The organism is Halobacillus campisalis, from assembly GCF_030345335.1.
GTDB classification, from domain to species: Bacteria; Bacillota; Bacilli; order Bacillales; family Halobacillaceae; genus Halobacillus_A; species Halobacillus_A campisalis.
The window spans coordinates 86,053-103,384 of sequence record NZ_JAPVRC010000009.1; the positions used below are offsets into that span (position 1 = coordinate 86,053).

Genomic DNA, 17,332 nt, shown 5'->3' on the forward strand with positions numbered 1-17,332 from the left:
AATTGAACAAAGACAATTTGGAAGCATCTAAACGAATATCGTCGTATTTTGTCGTAGTATGATATGATGAATGTACAGACTATTTAGGAGAAATGAGTGGGCATATGGGAGAAATTTTAAAAATTTTCAGTGACTGGCTTACTCCTATAGGAGAAAAAGACAGAGACGAAGTGCATAGGGACGGAGACTGGCACGAAAGCTTCCACTGCTGGTTTTATCGACATGAAAATAACCGGACCTCTATTTACTTTCAAAGGCGATCGGATATTAAAAAGGATTTTCCTGATTTGTATGATATTACAGCAGCCGGTCATATACAGATTAATGAAAGCCGAATTGAAGGCGGATTAAGAGAGGTCCGTGAAGAATTAGGCCTTACACTGTCTGAAGAAAACATCAGTTATTCCGGATTTTACAAAGAACAACTGCAGATGAAGGCACTGAACGACAGAGAAATCTGTCATATTTATATTTTCCCTTATGATGAAGCGATGCAGCTTGCTATTAATGATGAAGTTACCGATGTGGTTAGAATTGATATCGAGGATTTTGTAAGCATGATTTCTAAGAAACGCAAATATCTATCAGCTTATTCAATCTTAAATAAACATGAGATCGACTTGGAGCTTCACCACTTTTGCCCGCATGATTTCAATTATTATCAGCACGTTGTGCAAGCGATATGGAATACTAGGGAAGTGTAATTTTTGACAGTTTACAGACCTGTTGTTATATACTATTTAAAATTGTAACTGAAGGGGAGAAGATTGATGAGTGAGAAATCGTTTAATACACGTGTCGTACATAATAAAATAAATCAAGATCAAGCCTTGAACAGTAAAGCGACCCCGATTTACCAGACCTCTGCATTTACTTTCAAAGACTTGGATCATCTGGAAAGTTATTATTCAGGAGACACACCTTATCTTTACACGAGAGAAAACAATCCGAACACGGATGAGCTGGGAAGGACTGTGGCGAATTTAGAAGCTGCACCTGCAGGGGTGGCGGCTTCATCCGGTATTTCTGCCATCATGGCTGGAATCCTTTCCATAGCGGAGTCAGGAGATCATATCGTAGCGGCGGAGGATTTATACGGTGGGACTCATCATCTTATTACGAAACAGCTGGCAAGCTTTGGAATCGAGTACACTATGGTATCTTTTTCAGACTTAGAAGCAGTGGAACAGGCGATTAAGCCGAATACTAAGCTTATTTATACCGAGTCGATTTCCAATCCTTTTCTAAGAGTAGAGGACATAGAGGGGCTTGTTAAACTGGCGAAGGAACGTGGTTTGAAAACGATGGTCGATAACACATTTGCCACGCCTTACCTTCTCCAGCCCTACACTATGGGTGTGGATCTCGTCGCCCACAGTGCTACAAAATATATCGGCGGTCATAGTGATGTGACTTCCGGCGTAGTAGTAGGTCATGAGGATTTGATTGATAATGCCAAAAAGAAAGTGATCGGCCTAGGTACAAACTTGAGTCCATTCGAAGCCTGGCTTACCCAAAGAGGGTCAAAAACGCTCGCTTTGCGTATGAAGCAGCAATCTTCGAACGCAGAACAACTGGCTTCTGCGTTAAAAGAAGACGAGGGGGTAGAGCGGGTTTATTACCCTGAACAAGTGTCAGATCGCGGCAAGGGTGCGATTGTAACGATCAAATTAAATCAGAGTGTAAACTTGGAAAGCTTCTTTAAATCGTTAGGCTGGATTAAAATAGCACCGACTTTGGCTGGGGTAGAGACGACGGTATCTTATCCAATCCGTACATCTCATCGTTCTTTAACGGATGAGGAACGTGATAAAGTCGGGATTGATGATTATGTAGTCCGTCTTTCCATCGGTATCGAAGAAGCAGAGGACATTATTGCTCAATTCAAAAAAGCGATAACCGATTCCATTAAATAAATATTCAAAATATTATTGACTTTAGAATAAATAATCCTTATAATTCATAAGCATAGCCTAAACAACTAAATATAAACTCTTATCAAGAGCGGCAGAGGGAATAGGCCCTGTGATGCCCGGCAACCTTCAAACATCGGTTTGAAAAGGTGCCAAATCCTACAGATCCATGTGATCTGAGAGATAAGAGGAGGAAAATGTTATTAACAGCCCCTCTTCTTATCGAAGAGGGGCTTTTTGCGTCTCCATATCTAAAATATTTTCCATTTTCAAATAATCTCAAGGAGGATTCACTTATGACAAACTCATTCGAAAGCTACGATTTAGACACATTATCCCTGCATGGCGGGCAGTCACCTGACCCGACGACAGGTTCTCGAGCGGTACCGATTTACCAGACGACTTCCTACGTTTTCCACGACACAGATCATGCGCAAAGCTTATTTGCTTTAGATGAACCGGGCAATATCTATTCTCGTATTGGGAACCCGACGGTGGATGTTTTCGAAAAGAGGATGGCATTACTTGAAAATGGTGTGGCTTCCGTAGCTACCGCTTCAGGAATGTCAGCCATCTCACTTTCTATCCTGAACTTGGCAGGCGCCGGGGATGAGATCGTTGCAGCGGCAAATCTTTACGGTGGTACTTATAATTTGTTTGCTAATACTTTGCCGCGATATGGCATTAAAGTAGTGTTCGTTGATCCGGAAGACCCGGAAAACTTCCGCAAAGCGATTACAGATAAAACGAAAGCGGTGTTCGCTGAAACCATCGGAAATCCTAGCTTGCACGTTCTGGATTTTGAAAAAGTTTCTGCCATTGCTCATGAAAATGGAGTTCCGCTAATTGTTGACAATACATTTGCAACACCATATTCCTGCAAACCTATCGAGTGGGGAGCGGATATCGTCGTTCATTCTGCAACAAAGTGGATTGGCGGTCACGGTACGACCATCGGAGGCGTTGTTGTTGATGGCGGCCGTTTCAACTGGGGTAACGGGAAATTCCCTGTTTTCACTGAACCTGACCCGAGCTATAACGGCATTCGCTATGCCGCTGACTTTGGCACCTTAGCCTTTATCACTAAGCTTCGTGTCCAACTGCTAAGAGATTTGGGTGCATGCTTAAGCCCGCAAAATGCTTTTCAGCTGATTCAAGGACTTGAGACACTGCATCTTCGCGTCGAACGTCATAATGATAACGCGCAGGAGCTTGCTGAGTATTTAAAAGCACATCCGGATGTGGAATGGGTTTCATACCCTGGTTTGCAGGAGCATCCGGCTCATGAACTAGCCAAAAAATATCTTGATGTTGGCTTTGGATCAATCGTGAACTTTGGGATAAAGGGAGGACGTGAAGCAGGACGTCAAGTCATTAACAATATTGCGCTCTGGTCTCACGTAGCCAATGTCGGGGACGCTAAGTCGCTTATTATCCATCCGGCGTCTACGACACACCAGCAGCTATCTGTTGAAGACCTTGCCGCAAGCGGTGTTACAGAAGAACTGATTCGTTTATCTGTCGGCATTGAATCAGTTAAAGATTTAATCAATGATTTGAATCGTGCGATTGGAAAAGCGACGGGGCGTGAAGTGACCTCAACCATTACGGAAAACGACGAAGGGGTCATTAAGTGGGCGCTGAGCTCCCCTCAAGTGAAGGAAGAAGAGAACGGCGAAGAGGTAACCCGCCCGAAACGTCTAGCCGTCGTAGGTCTGAGCGGTAAACCGTCACGTCCAAGTCATCGACTGGCTCGTAAAATGCAGCGCTTAGGTTATCAAATCGTGCCAGTAAACCCTCGGGAAGATGAAGTGCTTGGCGAGAAAGCTTATCCGGATTTAAGCTCGATTCCATTCAAAATTGATGTCGCCCAAATTTTCCGCAGTCCAGAAGCAGCAGTTGAAATTGCTAAAGAAGCTGCAGAAGTAAAACCGGAAGTATTCTGGCTCCAGGAAGGTGTCATTGCCCCAGAAGCAGCTAAAATCGCAAGTGATGCCGGCCTTCAAGTCGTTCACAACCGCTGTACTTATAAAGAGGCGCAGCGTTTAAGAGGCACAATCGACACGTACGCATGTGAAATTTAAACACCAGGAGGATGACATGAACTTAAAATCTACTTTTCTAACCATTGGGTTACTATTAAGCGTCGGGTTAATCGGCTGCTCAAGCAGCGCTGAAGAGAACGGAGATGGCAGCGGTCCTGATAAGATCACTCTTGATTATGCACACTACAGTCCGACAAGTCTTGTTTTAAAAGAAAAAGGTTTTGCTGAAGAAGCATTTGAAGAAGAAGGAACAGAAATTGAGTATGTACTGAGTCAAGGGAGTAACAAAGCTTTAGAATTCTTGAACTCAAGCAGTGTGGATTTCGGATCTACAGCTGGAGCGGCGGCGTTGATGGCGAAAGACAATGGTTCGCCGGTCGAATCGGTCTATTTGTACTCTCAGCCGGAATGGACAGCACTCGTCTCAAGTAAAGACTCTGGCATTAAATCTGTGGAAGATCTGGAAGGTAAAAAAGTCGCGGCCACTACTGGTACTGACCCTTATATCTTCCTAGTCAGGGCATTGAAAGAACATGGGATGTCTATTGATGATATTGAGCTTGTGAATCTTCAGCACGCTGATGGAGCTTCAGCCTTGAACTCCGGAAGTGTGGATGCCTGGGCTGGATTAGACCCTCATATGGCGCGTGAAGAGTTAGGTTCAGATGCTAATTTGTTCTATCGTGAGCCCTCCTTCAACACTTACGGAACACTGAATGTCCGCAGCGATTTTGCAGAAGAGCATCCAGAAGCCGTTGAAAAAGTAATCGAAGCTTATGAAAAAGCTCGCAAGTGGACAGAAGAAAATCCAGAGGAAGCAGCACAGATTTTAGCAGAAGAAGCTAATATCGATCGGGAAGTAGCTGAAATCCAAATGGAGCGAAATGACTTCAGCCAGCCTATCCCTGGCGATGATGTGAAAGAATCCATTAATGGTGCAGGTAAAGTACTTCAAGAAGAGGAAGTCATCGATGCTGATAGTGACGTAGAAGCGTTGACTGACGAACTTATTAATCCGAGCTTTGCTGAGAACGTTATTGAATAAAAAAACTACGGGAAGGAGTCGATTACATGGCAAGTCAAACAGAAGCTGCGGTAAGACCAACAACAAAGAAGGAAAAAACAACTATCAATCCACTGAAATCTAATGTCGTTGTAGGAAGTCTCCTTCCCGTTACTTTAATTATCATATGGGAGATGGCTTCCAGGGGAGGATTTGTAGAACCTCACTTACTTCCAGCGCCTACAACTGTACTCGAAGAAGTGATTACGATGGCTCAGGAAGGTGAACTTTGGGGTCATATTTGGATTACGTTGTATCGAGTATTCGCAGGATTCCTATTAGGAACAGGAGCGGCGATTCTCCTTGGCGCAGCAACAGGCTATATTAAAATTGTTGAACGAGTATTGGATCCGATGCTTCAGGCTCTGCGCGCTATTCCTTCTCTAGCATGGGTTCCCTTATTCATCCTGTGGCTAGGAATAGGCGAAACGTCGAAGATCACTCTTGTGGCTGTCGGAGTATTTTTCCCAGTGTATTTGAATTTAACTTCTGGGATTCAAGGAGTCGACCGTAAATTAATTGAAGTAGGACGGATGTACCACTTTACAGCTCTGCAACAAATCAAGCGAATTATTTTGCCGGCATCTCTCCCTTCATTTCTTGTGGGATTAAGAAGCGGTTTGAGTTTAGGCTGGATGTTCGTTGTTGCTGCCGAATTATTAGGAGCTAGTGAAGGGCTTGGATATTTGATGGTCTTCGGCCAAAACACTTCTGCTCCAGAATTAGTGATTGCCAGTATTTTGCTGTTCGCTATTTTTGGGAAAATCACTGATGAGATACTAAAACGAATTCAGACGAGGACGTTGAAATGGCAGGACAATATGGAAAATGCTTCATAGAGAGGAGGACGTGGCATGTTAGCAGTCGAGAAAGTATCAAGAATATTCCAGGGCGGCAAAGCCGGTTTTAAAAATGTGAACTTGAGTTTGGAAAAAGGAGAAGTTGTCGGTGTTCTAGGCACAAGTGGGTGTGGAAAAAGCACCCTGCTTCGAGTGCTTTCAGGTCTTGATGAAAATTTCGAAGGAGAGATCAAGACAGAAGCGAATGATCCAAATCAAGCGTTTGGCATGATGTTCCAGGAACCACGCTTGATGCCCTGGCTTAACGTATGGGAAAACATAGTGTTCGGCACAGGGAAAAAAGATAAAAAGCAAGAGGCTTTTGAGCTGATGAAGACGGTAGGGTTAGAAGGATTTGAAAATCATTATCCTAAAGATCTCTCAGGAGGAATGGCCCAGCGAGCCGCCATTGCCCGTTCTCTTCTTATCCGTCCAGAAATTCTGCTTCTCGATGAGCCATTCAGCGCCCTTGATGCGTTTACGAAAATGCAGCTGCAAGATTTGCTGCTGGATATTTTTGAAAAACACCAAACGACAACCTTGCTTGTGACCCACGATATAGATGAAGCTTTATACCTTTGTGATCGTGTCATCATCATGCGCGGCCAGCCAGGACGGATTGAATCTCAAATCACCGTGGAAGCAAAGAGGCCGCGGAAGCGCGGGGACTCTTACTTGGCAGAGCTGAAGCAAGACGTATTAAAAGAACTGGACTTTACTAAAGAGTAAGGAGGCTCATCGTATGACAACAAAAATTCTTCCGCCCCGGCTGGGATCATACAATGTAGCTGAGGAATGGATGGAGGGGGAAACCTTTAATTGGGAACGCGTCCATCCAGTATTCACCTGGTATGAATCAGGTAAGGTCAATATGTCGTATGAATGTGTAGACAGACATGTTGATGAAGGTAAGGGAGATAAAATCGCCCTCCATTATTTTTCTGAAAATGAAGAAGAGACGTATACGTATGAAGAGCTCCAACGGGAAGTGAACCGGTGGAGCAACGTGCTCAAAGATCATGGTGTAACTAAAGGAGATTTCGTTTTTGTATTCTTACCTAAACATCCTCATTGTCATATCGCTATGTTAGCTGCGATAAAAATCGGAGCCGTTGTCGGCCCGCTTTTTGAAGCGTTTATGGAAGAGGCTGTCAAAGATAGAATCAATGATTGTGAAGGGGAATTCCTCATAACGAATTCCAAGTTCCTTGATCGTGTGAATAGACCTGAGATTCCCAGCCTGAAAACAGTGTTTACGACAGATCTTGAAGCTTCCGGCTCCGATATTTCGATTACTAAGGAAGCAAAAGAAGCTGATGATCAAGCAGAAACCGTTTGGGTGGATTTGGACGATGGTTTGAATATTCATTATACAAGCGGATCCACAGGCAAACCGAAAGGAATCATTCATGCTCACCGAAATATGATTCAGCAATATCAGACGGGCCGGTGGGTGCTTGACTTGAAAGAGGACGACGTCTATTGGTGTACGGCTCACCCTGGATGGGTGACAGGTACAGTATACGGCGTATTTGCCCCGCTGTTGAATGGTGTCACTACGGTTATTCACGGCAGTCGTTTTTCAGCAGACTCATGGTATCAGGTTCTTGAACAGGCTCAAGTATCTGTGTGGTACAGTGCCCCGACAGCTTTTCGAATGCTGATGGCAAATGGAGATAAAACATTGGAAAAATACGATTTATCTTCTCTTCGCCACGTTTTAAGTGTAGGAGAGCCGCTTAATCCTGAGGTTATTTATTGGGGTGAAAAAGCCCTTGATTTGCGCATTCACGATACGTGGTGGATGACAGAAACAGGTGCTCAGCTCGTAGCCAACCTGCCTACCAGGACGATCAAACCAGGGTCCATGGGAAGACCGATTCCTGGAATTGAGGTAACTGTCCTGGACGAAGAAGGAGACGAGTTACCGGCAGGAGAAACCGGCCATTTAGCTATCAAATCCTCCTGGCCTTCTTTAATGAAAGAAGTTTGGAAAAATGAAGAGAAGTTCAAATCTTATTTCCCTTACGGCGAAAAGTGGTATATTGCAGGTGATCTCGCCTACCTTGATGAAGAAGGCTACGTATTCTTCCAGGGACGCAGTGATGATATGATCAACTCGTCTGGAGAAAGAATCGGACCTTTTGAAGTTGAAAGTAAGTTGATTGAACATGAAGCTGTTAAAGAGGTAGGGGTCATCGGAAAACCTGATCCCGTTCGAGGAGAAATCGTCAAAGCTTTCATCGCTTTGAACGAGGGGTATGAAGAAAGTGCCGAGTTATTAGAAGAGATTCGATTATTCGTCCGCAGCGGACTCGCTGCTCATGCTGCGCCAAAAGAGATCGAAGTAGTAGACGAGCTTCCGAAAACTCAAATTAGCGGTAAAGTTTTACGAAGAGAATTGAAGAAAAGAGATAAGGCAGGGTAACTTACAAAGTTACTCTGTTTTTTTATGAACGATCCTTCCATAAAAGAGGTGCAAAGGTGGTCATAACTCTTATGTGAAAGGGGTTGCATCACGTGTTTTGATTAATAAAGTGATCCAATTCACTTCCAATTACGATAGCTATACAGCATACCTTCAAACAAGAGAATGTCACTTGAATTATGCTATGATAACTACATCCAATACTGAAGGAGAGTGCTATGAGAAATCGTGACTTAGAGCTCTATCTCCAGATGGCAGATGGTAATAAACAATCGCTTGAAGCAATATACGACAAGTATGAAAAATTGCTTTATTCTTTTGTTATCAAGTTATCTGGTGATCAGACATTAGCAGAAGAAGTACTGCAAGAAGTATTTATTAAACTATGGACAAAGAAGGCGGTCTATGACGAATCAAAAGGCAAGTTTTCTTCATGGATCGTTACGATTACAAGGTATACGGCCATTGATCTCATCCGGAAAAATAAAAAATTGGCAGTTTCTATAGAAGAAGAAACAGATCTGCCCGAACAATCGGATCAAACGACTGAAGATCTTGTTGAGTGGAAAGAGCAGGGGGAAACGATACGTACAGCAATGAACCAATTATCAATAGAGCAAAAAGAAATGGTGGACTTATTTTATTTTAAAGGATTAAGTCAGCGGGAGATTGCTGAACAATGTGATATACCGCTGGGCACTGTAAAAGGACGAATACGATTGGCTTTAAAACACCTTAAGAAGAATTTATCAACAGGGAAAGGGGGCGTTTACGATGCGTAACGAATGTGATGTAGTCATCGATTATTTTAATGATCAATTAAACGAAGATGAAAAGAAAGCTTTTGAAGCTCATTTAGAGAACTGTAAAGATTGTCAGGAAGAACTGAAAGAGCTTCGTTTGTTGACTGGAGACTTGCCATTCGCTGCGGAGCCCGTAGACCCGCCTGAAGGTATGAAAGAAAGAGTGCTGACATCTGTTTTTTCGGAAAGTACAGAGGAAAGCGATGATGAAGCACCTGTGACAAAACCTGCAGAAACTCCAGTAGTGCCTATGTCTAAACAAACGGCTTCGAAGTCGAAAAGGAGTTCATGGGTCATGCGCGGATTAGCAGCGGCACTATTATTGTCGTTAGCAGGAAATATATATGCTTTAGTCAATGAGCAGGATATCGCTGAACAACCGGAAGATCCTGAAGAAGTGACGCCTCCTGAAGAAGACGAAGGAACCGATCAAGTGGCTGAAAGAGTTCAGTTGCAGGGGGAATCTTCGGCGTCTGCAACAGCGGCTATGATCAATAGAGACAATGGAGGAATCCTGACGCTTCAAGCTGAACAATTGGAACAACTTGATGGAGAAGAAGTGTACCAGGTTTGGCTGCTTGAAGGAGAAACTCCGCACCGTGCTGGGTCCTTTATATCCAATGAAAACGGGGACGGGGCTGTCGCTTATTCTATGGATGGTTTACCTGAAGGAATAGACTGGGACGCTGTGGCCATCACAAAAGAACCAGATGCTAATAGCGAAACACCTCAAGGAAATATATTGTTAAGTGCAGAATTATAAGAGATGACAGGCAGCTTTCGACAGCTGCCTGTCTTTTTTAAATAAATGATTCGGATAAAGCCTACGTCGCCGTTTTATATAAGTTCCTATTCCTGAAGAATCAGTTTCGAGAGGTACGAGCTGTTTCCGTTATGTTTGACAGTATGTAGAGCTCCGGGAAATGACTCGCTTTCCGTGGGAGCGCGGTGAGCCTCCTCGAGCTAACGCTCTCCGGGGTCTCACCAAGCACTCTTTTCCCACAGGAGTTTCGCCATTTCTCGGAGCTCTTTGCAATGAATATGCGAAACGAAAACTTCCGTTGCATTATGTTGCAAATTGAGGAACGCCCCCATAAAAGCTTACTATTGTGGCTTCGTAACAAGTGTCCCATGCTGAAAAATTTTCTATAGAAGACAACATCTCTATGTGTCAGGATAAGTGGAAGTCGCTCTTTCTGGAGAAAGGGTTCGTTCATTCCATTTCGACTGGGGTGGTGGGGAAGCTGCGAGACTCCCGTGGGAGAAGGATGTAGGCGAGATCCCACAGGGCTGCAAGCCCGAGGAAGCTCGCCACTTCCCCCACAGGAAAGCGAGTAGCTTCCCCACCACCCCTGCCTGTCAACCTGGCAAAGAACCCAGATTTAAAATTTCGAAATCAACTCTTAAACTATCCTGCCATATTGTTGAATATCTCTCTTATAAATAATAAATAAAGATATTTAAAAAGAATTTTGAAAAATAATGATCCATTTTGTCTTCTGCTTCGATAGCTATATGAATGATTAATTATCGAAAGGGAGCGATGTGAAAATGGATTTCAAAAAAGCATGTTTAGTAGTACCTCTGAGTGCGGCGTTGTTACTTCCGACGTCAGTGGATGTGGTCAACGCAGATGACCATAGTATGCCTACGGTAGAAACGGAGGCTGTAGAACTTCGTGCCGAACTGGACAAGTTGTTAAGTGAACACGCTTTTCTAGCAGCTGAAACGATGAGGAAAGGTGCAGAAGGCGCACCGGATTTTGAAGCTTCAGCAAATGCTTTATCAGCAAACACAGATGACCTATCCGCAGCAATCGGATCTGTTTATGGTGAAGAAGCGGGCATGCAGTTTAAAACAATGTGGTCTGAGCATATCGGTTATTTTGTAGATTACGTTAACGGAACGGCTGAAGAAGATGAAGAAGCAAAAGAAATGGCAAAAGAAGAACTGGATGACTATCGTGCAGACTTTTCTGCTTTTCTGGAATCAGCAACAGAGGAACGTTTGAACGCAGATGAGCTGGCAGAAGGACTTCAAATGCATGTCAATCAATTGATTGGTGCTTTCGATAGTTATGTAGAAGGAAACTACGAAGAAGCTTATTCGAAGGAACGTGAAGCCATTCATCATATGTATGGCGTAAGTAAAGGACTGACCGGTGCAATCGTTGATCAATTCCCGGATCAATTCAACGATACAATGGCTGATACACCAGCAGCTGATCTTCGTTCTAACTTGAACCATTTATTAAGTGAACATGCAGGTCTTGCTACAATGGCCATGCAAAATGGGGTAGAAGGAACAGAAGATTATGAAGCGTCTGTTGAAGCTTTATCGAATAATACCGAAGATCTCTCTAATGCTATTGCTTCTGTATATGGAGAAGAAGCCGGAATGGAATTCAAAGAAATGTGGGAAGGTCACATTGGCGATTTTGTAACGTATGTGGAAGGAACAGCTGAAGGTGAAGAAGCTAAGCAAGAAGAAGCGGTCGAAGCTCTTGATGCCTATCGCGCAGACTTTTCTTCTTTCCTGGAGACAGCATCTGAAGGACGTCTGGACGCAGATGTCTTATCTGAAAGCCTCGGAGAACACGTGGATCTGCTCATCAACACTTTTGATCAATATACAGCGGAAGATTATGATATGGCTTACGAAACTTTAAGAGATTCTTATGGACATATGTTCATGGCTTCTAAAGCCTTGTCTGCAGGGTTTGTCGATCAATTCCCTGATCAATTCGCTGCAAGTGAAATGCCGGAAGAAATGCCTCAAACAGGTATGGGTGGAACAGCGAATGTAAATATGGATCTATGGATCTATGCTTCTATTCTTGCCTTAGTTGGAGCTAGCGGACTGTTAGTATTCAAGAAAAGGTCAAACCAATAATAGATATATTAGTTACCAGGCAGAAAAATTTAATATGCCACACTATTTTATGGACGAAATCTTAAGTGATTTTGTCCATTTTTTTGTGGAAATATTTAATGAACTCTGAGCTTAAGAAAGTGTGCTTACCGTATTTAAGCACAAATTAAACTCACAAAAACAAGCGGCTGAATTATAAAGGTATAGAGAAAATTTCTTTTGTCGATATCATTTTCTTAGGATGACTTTATATTAGAAATAAATAACTTGTTTACGTGTTTGAGTATAACCTATGTGTGCTTCCTGGGATATTTGGGTATAGCTGTAGTAGATGTTAATTGCAGAGAGGTGATTTGGATTGTTTTATTCAGTTACGTTACAAAAAATACTGATCTTTTTAGGAATAGGAGTTACAATCGGGGCAGTCATCGGATTTAGTTCTGTGTTAGGTTTCGGTTTAGATGGCTCTGTGTTTGTGCTGTCCATGTTTCTAAGCGTGCTGACAGTATTTGCTGCCGCTATGTACGCCGAACTTTATCATATTCGTGAGGCCGTTAATAAGCAGCGGCAGGAGCAAAAATCTAATATAAAATAAAAAAAGGCAGTGAACCTGCCTTTTTTATTATGGATAAAGAAAGGAAAATGCTAACAGTATAGCGTAACCTAGAGTTATAATTGTAATGAGAATGTAGCTAGTCCTGTCCAGCTTTTTAAAAATGATCAAAAAAGTCAGAGCTACAACAGTTAATATAAAACTCCAATAGATGATCTCCATTACTTGAGGTTTTCTTTCGTAATCGATGGAATGTGCATAGCGATACCTCCTACTAAAAATCATACGTAACGTAAGAATAGCATACAAGCGTTTAATGTGTTTTCTTTCGTTTATGATTGTGCGTCTCGGGGAATTGACAAGTGTGGCAGCTTTGATTAGAAGAATGGGGGAGTGACATGCATCTATCGGCTCTAAGATGGGGTCATATACATGACTATGTTTGATTACATCTTTATAGGGATTACATTAATTTGGCTGGCGGAATTTCTAATTTTCCGCAACCGGCTGTCTTCATCTGACGAGGGTCGATTAGAGAAGAAGTCATTTCCCCTGATTCTTCTTGCAGTCGGGTTGACAATTCCTTTGACTTTATGGATGAGGGAGTTACATATCGGAGTGATCGACCTGCCTTTGATTTGGTGGATCGGACTTTTAATGTACGGGGTGGGAGTATTTCTAAGATACTATGGAATTCTTCACCTGAGAGAACAATTTACTAGAGACGTTTCCGTGAAGAAGGGTGATCGTTTAGTTAGTACTGGTCCATACAGGAAATTAAGGCACCCCCTATATACCGGATTGTTATTGATAATCGTAGGATTTTGTCTGGGAGTAGGAAATGTTTGGACAGCAGTGATAGGTGGAGGGCTTGTGGGGCTCTCTTTAATAAACAGAATTCGACTCGAAGAAGCTATGCTGATAGAAGCGCACGGAGACCTTTATCGGGAGTGGTGTAAATCACGATACCGGTTGATTCCGTTTGTTTATTAACTTTGGAGGTGGATGGAGTGGAACAAAGAAAAGCGATTGTAGTAGGGGCAGGATTAGGCGGAATGTCGGCAGCTATAAGGTTGAGTGGAGACGGTTATGATGTGAAAGTGATTGAGAAAAACAGCAACCTGGGTGGAAAGTTGAATCGAAGGGAAGGCAAAGGTTTCACATTTGATACCGGTCCGTCCATTTTAACGATGCCGTGGGTATTAGAGCAGCTGTTCAGTAGTGTTCATCGCCGTTTAGAGGATTACATAACGGTAGAAAGAGTCGAGCCGCAGTGGCGTACATTCTTTGAAGATGGGACACAATTGGATGTGACAAGTGACCTGCCTACTATGCTTGAAGAAATGGCAAAAGTCACGGAACGTCCCAATCGTAAGCTGACCGATTTTCTTTCCTATAGTCAGGATATGTACGAGCTATGTATGAAGAGCTTCTATAAATATAGTATTCAGGATTTGAAGGATTTAAAAAGCCATCATAAATTAAGTGATCTGTTAAAAATGGATCCGATGACTACTATCGCTAAATCCACTCACAAGCAATTCGACAACAAATATTTAGAGCAGATATTCAACTATTTTGTCATGTATGTCGGATCCAACCCTTACTCGGCTCCAGCGATTCTGAATCAGCTCGTCTATGTTCAGCTTGGTTTAGGCATTCATTATGTGAAGGGCGGTATGTATCAAATCGCTGAAGGAATGGGTAAATTGATGGATGAACTGCGTGTAGATGTCCAGTTGAACACGCCTGTTCAACAGCTCGTCGTTGAAGGGGAGAAAGTCGTAGGGGTGGAAACGGAAGATGGAACGGTTCACACGGCAGACGTCGTCGTCTCGAACCTGGAGGCAATCCCATCCTATCGTAGACTGGCTCCGAATTCTTCAAAAGTGAAAAAAGAAACAAAAGCGCTCGAGAAAAAATTCCAGCCGACAGTTTCTGGTCTAGTGCTGCTTTTGGGAACGGATAAAAAGTTTGAAAACCTTAAGCATCACAACTTCTTCTTCTCAGAAGATCCGGAAAAAGAATTCAAGCAGATTTTTGACAAAGGTGTACCGGCTGACGATCCAACCATTTATATCGGCATTTCCGCTCGATCCGATGAGACTCAAGCTCCTGCCGGTAAAGATAATCTTTTCGTACTCACCCACGTTCCTCCTTTGAAGAATGGCAAACGCAAACCAATTGATTGGGATGCTTACCGAGAAACAGTTCTTGATAAGCTGGAACGTATGGGAATGGAAGGCGTAAGAGAGTCGGTTGAGTATGAGTACCGTTTTACTCCAGAAGACTTGGAAAGTTTATATGGGCCAAATGGAGGATCGATTTACGGCATAGCCTCTGACAAGAAAACGAATGGCGGATTCAAGGTGCCTTCGAAGAGCCAGGTGTATGAGAACCTGTACTTTGTAGGAGGTTCAACACATCCAGGTGGCGGGGTGCCGATGGTGACTCTTTCAGGTCAATTAACGGCAGATTTAATCAAAGAAAATTCTACTGAAAAAGTAACATAACGTCATGAAGCCGCCCTCGTAGAGTTAGCAGCTTTGGTCCTTCTGAGACGTATATTAAATAGGCTAATAAAGAGCAGACCAATCCGTTTAGGACTTGGTCTGCTTTTTTAACACACAATCATAAAGGTTCTAAAGGATAAGTCTTAAACAAACTGGCAGGATACTTGAAGACTGTATTTCGAGACAACCCGGGGTTCGTTGCCGTAATGAGGGTCAGGGGTGGTTGGGAAGCTACTCGCTTTCCTGTGGGGGAAGTGGCGAGCTTCCTCGGGCTTGCCGCCCTGAGGGATCTCGCCTACATCCTTCTCCCACCTCTTACACTTGAATAGTATAGAGCGTGAATCAGGCCATATCTCCAGCTCCAGCGCTTAGCGGCTACTGGGACTTCCTTCACTTCTGTACGATAAGTCAACATCGAGTCCCTTCGTTCTTCGTGTTTCCTTTATCTCCGCCAGCTCCGTCCAGTCCATACGCCGCTGACCAAAGCGCTTCCGATTTAACAAAGGGAGTCTAGCAGATTTTCAACCAACCCATTCGATGAAAGTTAGAAACGAACCCTTCTATCAAGAAAGAGGGTCTTCTATATGCCTGTCGCGTGAGAAGATAGCGCTTTAAATGAAGGTTTTTAACATAGGATACTTGTTATAATAATCAGCAAATGTTTGCTTTTTCTTGAAGCGGTTTCGAGATCCTTATATGTAAAGGGGCGGAGGGAAACGGTGAGACTCCTGGAGGCTCAGCGCCCGACCCCCAGAAAGCGATCCGTTTCCCGGAGCCCCTAGATTCTCGTTATGTCTCGAAATTGAGTCTGCCACTAAAGGGAGCTTTAGTTACATTCTATAATTTGTTTTAGTGTGATAACTAAGCTGTTTATTAATATTTTCTTTACAGTGCTGAAACTACCTCCTACTCTCAAAGTCAGCGTCTTTTTTTGCAGTTTTGTGTGTTACTAATTGGGGAAACGTATCGGTATGCGATAAGAGATAATTTTAAGGAGATCAATTTATGAGTAATGTTTTAGTATTTGGATTGTTTATATTAGCCGCAGTGGCTACTTTTTTTGTAGCTTCAAGGCTGACCATGTTCGGAGATGCGGTGAAAGAGAAGACAAAGGCATCTTCCTCATTTATGGGGATTCTAATTGGAGTTGCTATTTCTTTACCGGAATTAACGTCCAGTGTTACCGCTATTGCTATTGACGCTCCCGATCTGGCAGTAGGGAATTTGATAGGAAGTAATCTTTTCAATATCATGGGGCTGGCAATTTTCGATTTAGTTTATCGACGTCATCAAGTGATGACCCATGCGACGGTTGAAAGTAAGTTATATGGGTGGCTCGTTATTCTATTAACGCTTATCGTACTTTTAGGGTTGAGCTTAAGTCTGCCAACTCATATTTTTCATATAAGTTATTCAACGATTGCAGTCGTTTTATTATATTTTATCGGTTCTAAATGGATTAATGATCGAACAGAATATAAAGGAAGAAAAATCAAACGCGAGATTAAACGGTATAAAGAGTATACGTACAAGCAAGTCGTAACCTACTTTGCTGCTGCAGCGGTAGGTATTATGATCATCGGTAGTGTGTTGACTATTACTGCTGAAAGAATCGCTACCATTACCGGTCTTGGTACGTCATTTGTCGGAGCGTTTCTCGTGGCGATAAGTACCTCATTGCCTGATGCTGTCAGTGTAGGGACGGCTTTAAAGCTCCGTCAATTCAACCTGGGCGTCAGCTCTCTTCTTGGAAGTAATGCCTTTAACCTAATGGTTTTAGCAATCACAGATATCATTTACTTGCGAGGGGGATTGTTAAGTGAATCGGGACCATCCAACTTGATTACCGGCGGCGTTTCCATTGTGTTTATTATGCTGATCATTTTTAGTATTTCTCGAAAGAGAGGGAAGCCGACCTGGAGTTATTCGCTGCCTTCGATTTTGATTATAGTGGGTTATTTTGTCACCACGTTTTTTGTGTTCCAAATGCGTTAAGAAAGGCTCCTCTTATACTACACAGGTTCCGCAAAACTAACAATTTGTATAGTGAATTTCTTTATAATGTGTAAAAGCTTTTGCATGACAATCACAAAAGGCTCGGTCGTCTATCGACCGAGCCTTTTAAAATGTAAAATTGAATTCGATAAACTAACGCTCCCTTTAGTTGAAGACTCAGATTCGAGATATTCGGGCTGTTTCCGTTATGATTGACAGCGTTTAGAGCTCCGGGAAATCACTCGCTTTCCGTGGGAGCGCAGTGAGCCTCCTCGAGCTAACGCTCTCCGGGGTCTCACCAAGCACTCT

Annotated in this window: 14 protein-coding genes and 1 riboswitch; all 14 genes read left to right on the forward strand. The window is 43.0% G+C overall.

Annotated features, from left to right (window positions below):
* Nucleotides 1-92: 92 nt before the first annotated feature.
* The 14 genes from O2Q26_RS16300 to O2Q26_RS16365 all read left to right on the forward strand — a co-directional run bounded on the left by O2Q26_RS16300 (nt 93) and on the right by O2Q26_RS16365 (nt 17,023).
* Nucleotides 93-704, forward strand: coding sequence for an NUDIX hydrolase (locus tag O2Q26_RS16300; protein WP_289216903.1), 612 nt, complete (start codon nt 93-95; stop codon nt 702-704).
* A 66-nt stretch (nt 705-770) separates the two neighbouring features.
* Nucleotides 771-1,916 carry a trans-sulfuration enzyme family protein gene (locus O2Q26_RS16305; protein ID WP_289216904.1) on the forward strand — a complete coding sequence of 382 codons (1,146 nt, stop codon included), beginning with the start codon at nt 771-773 and terminating at the stop codon, nt 1,914-1,916.
* Nucleotides 1,917-1,992: 76 nt separating this feature from the next.
* Nucleotides 1,993-2,103: riboswitch (SAM riboswitch) on the forward strand.
* 106 nt (nt 2,104-2,209) lie between these two features.
* Nucleotides 2,210-3,997: a PLP-dependent aspartate aminotransferase family protein gene (locus tag O2Q26_RS16310; protein WP_289216905.1), complete on the forward strand. Its 1,788-nt coding sequence runs from the start codon at nt 2,210-2,212 to the stop codon at nt 3,995-3,997.
* Nucleotides 3,998-4,013: 16 nt separating this feature from the next.
* Entirely contained in the window at nt 4,014-5,003 is a 990-nt protein-coding gene (locus O2Q26_RS16315; RefSeq protein ID WP_289216906.1) for an aliphatic sulfonate ABC transporter substrate-binding protein, read from the forward strand.
* A 26-nt stretch (nt 5,004-5,029) separates the two neighbouring features.
* Complete coding sequence (locus O2Q26_RS16320; protein WP_289216907.1) at nt 5,030-5,860, forward strand: ABC transporter permease; 831 nt, start codon at nt 5,030-5,032, stop codon at nt 5,858-5,860.
* A gap of 15 nt (nt 5,861-5,875) precedes the next feature.
* Nucleotides 5,876-6,589 carry an ABC transporter ATP-binding protein gene (locus O2Q26_RS16325; protein WP_289216908.1) on the forward strand — a complete coding sequence of 238 codons (714 nt, stop codon included), beginning with the start codon at nt 5,876-5,878 and terminating at the stop codon, nt 6,587-6,589.
* Between the two features lie 13 nt (nt 6,590-6,602).
* Entirely contained in the window at nt 6,603-8,288 is a 1,686-nt protein-coding gene (gene acsA / locus O2Q26_RS16330; protein ID WP_289216909.1) for an acetate--CoA ligase, read from the forward strand.
* A 218-nt stretch (nt 8,289-8,506) separates the two neighbouring features.
* Entirely contained in the window at nt 8,507-9,070 is a 564-nt protein-coding gene (locus O2Q26_RS16335; RefSeq protein WP_289216910.1) for an RNA polymerase sigma factor, read from the forward strand.
* Nucleotides 9,063-9,854 (forward strand): anti-sigma factor, encoded by a 792-nt coding sequence (locus O2Q26_RS16340; protein WP_289216911.1) that lies wholly within the window; start codon nt 9,063-9,065, stop codon nt 9,852-9,854. Before O2Q26_RS16335 ends, O2Q26_RS16340 begins: the two co-directional genes overlap by 8 nt.
* A 788-nt stretch (nt 9,855-10,642) precedes the next feature.
* On the forward strand, nt 10,643-11,983 hold the full coding sequence (locus O2Q26_RS16345; RefSeq protein ID WP_289216912.1) for a copper amine oxidase: 1,341 nt from the start codon (nt 10,643-10,645) through the stop codon (nt 11,981-11,983).
* Nucleotides 11,984-12,320: 337 nt separating this feature from the next.
* A complete protein-coding gene (locus O2Q26_RS16350) occupies nt 12,321-12,557 on the forward strand; it encodes a hypothetical protein (RefSeq protein WP_253935820.1) in 237 nt (78 codons plus the stop codon).
* 390 nt (nt 12,558-12,947) lie between these two features.
* Entirely contained in the window at nt 12,948-13,508 is a 561-nt protein-coding gene (locus O2Q26_RS16355) for a methyltransferase family protein (protein ID WP_289216913.1), read from the forward strand.
* A 17-nt stretch (nt 13,509-13,525) separates the two neighbouring features.
* Nucleotides 13,526-15,028: a phytoene desaturase family protein gene (locus tag O2Q26_RS16360; RefSeq protein ID WP_289216914.1), complete on the forward strand. Its 1,503-nt coding sequence runs from the start codon at nt 13,526-13,528 to the stop codon at nt 15,026-15,028.
* Between the two features lie 1,005 nt (nt 15,029-16,033).
* Nucleotides 16,034-17,023, forward strand: a complete 990-nt coding sequence (locus tag O2Q26_RS16365; protein WP_289216915.1) for a sodium:calcium antiporter — start codon at nt 16,034-16,036, stop codon at nt 17,021-17,023.
* The last annotated feature ends 309 nt before the right edge of the window (nt 17,024-17,332 follow it).

Excerpts from the sequence above, each read along its gene's own strand:
- O2Q26_RS16305 (WP_289216904.1), top strand. The coding sequence starts at position 771 with ATGAGTGAGAAATCGTTTAATACACGTGTCGTACATAATAAAATAAAT.
- O2Q26_RS16355 (WP_289216913.1), top strand. The coding sequence starts at position 12,948 with ATGACTATGTTTGATTACATCTTTATAGGGATTACATTAATTTGGCTG.
- O2Q26_RS16365 (WP_289216915.1), top strand. The coding sequence starts at position 16,034 with ATGAGTAATGTTTTAGTATTTGGATTGTTTATATTAGCCGCAGTGGCT.
- O2Q26_RS16335 (WP_289216910.1), top strand. The coding sequence starts at position 8,507 with ATGAGAAATCGTGACTTAGAGCTCTATCTCCAGATGGCAGATGGTAAT.
- O2Q26_RS16325 (WP_289216908.1), top strand. The coding sequence starts at position 5,876 with ATGTTAGCAGTCGAGAAAGTATCAAGAATATTCCAGGGCGGCAAAGCC.
- O2Q26_RS16300 (WP_289216903.1), top strand. The coding sequence starts at position 93 with ATGAGTGGGCATATGGGAGAAATTTTAAAAATTTTCAGTGACTGGCTT.
- O2Q26_RS16340 (WP_289216911.1), top strand. The coding sequence starts at position 9,063 with ATGCGTAACGAATGTGATGTAGTCATCGATTATTTTAATGATCAATTA.
- O2Q26_RS16315 (WP_289216906.1), top strand. The coding sequence starts at position 4,014 with ATGAACTTAAAATCTACTTTTCTAACCATTGGGTTACTATTAAGCGTC.
- acsA (WP_289216909.1), top strand. The coding sequence starts at position 6,603 with ATGACAACAAAAATTCTTCCGCCCCGGCTGGGATCATACAATGTAGCT.
- O2Q26_RS16320 (WP_289216907.1), top strand. The coding sequence starts at position 5,030 with ATGGCAAGTCAAACAGAAGCTGCGGTAAGACCAACAACAAAGAAGGAA.
- O2Q26_RS16310 (WP_289216905.1), top strand. The coding sequence starts at position 2,210 with ATGACAAACTCATTCGAAAGCTACGATTTAGACACATTATCCCTGCAT.
- O2Q26_RS16345 (WP_289216912.1), top strand. The coding sequence starts at position 10,643 with ATGGATTTCAAAAAAGCATGTTTAGTAGTACCTCTGAGTGCGGCGTTG.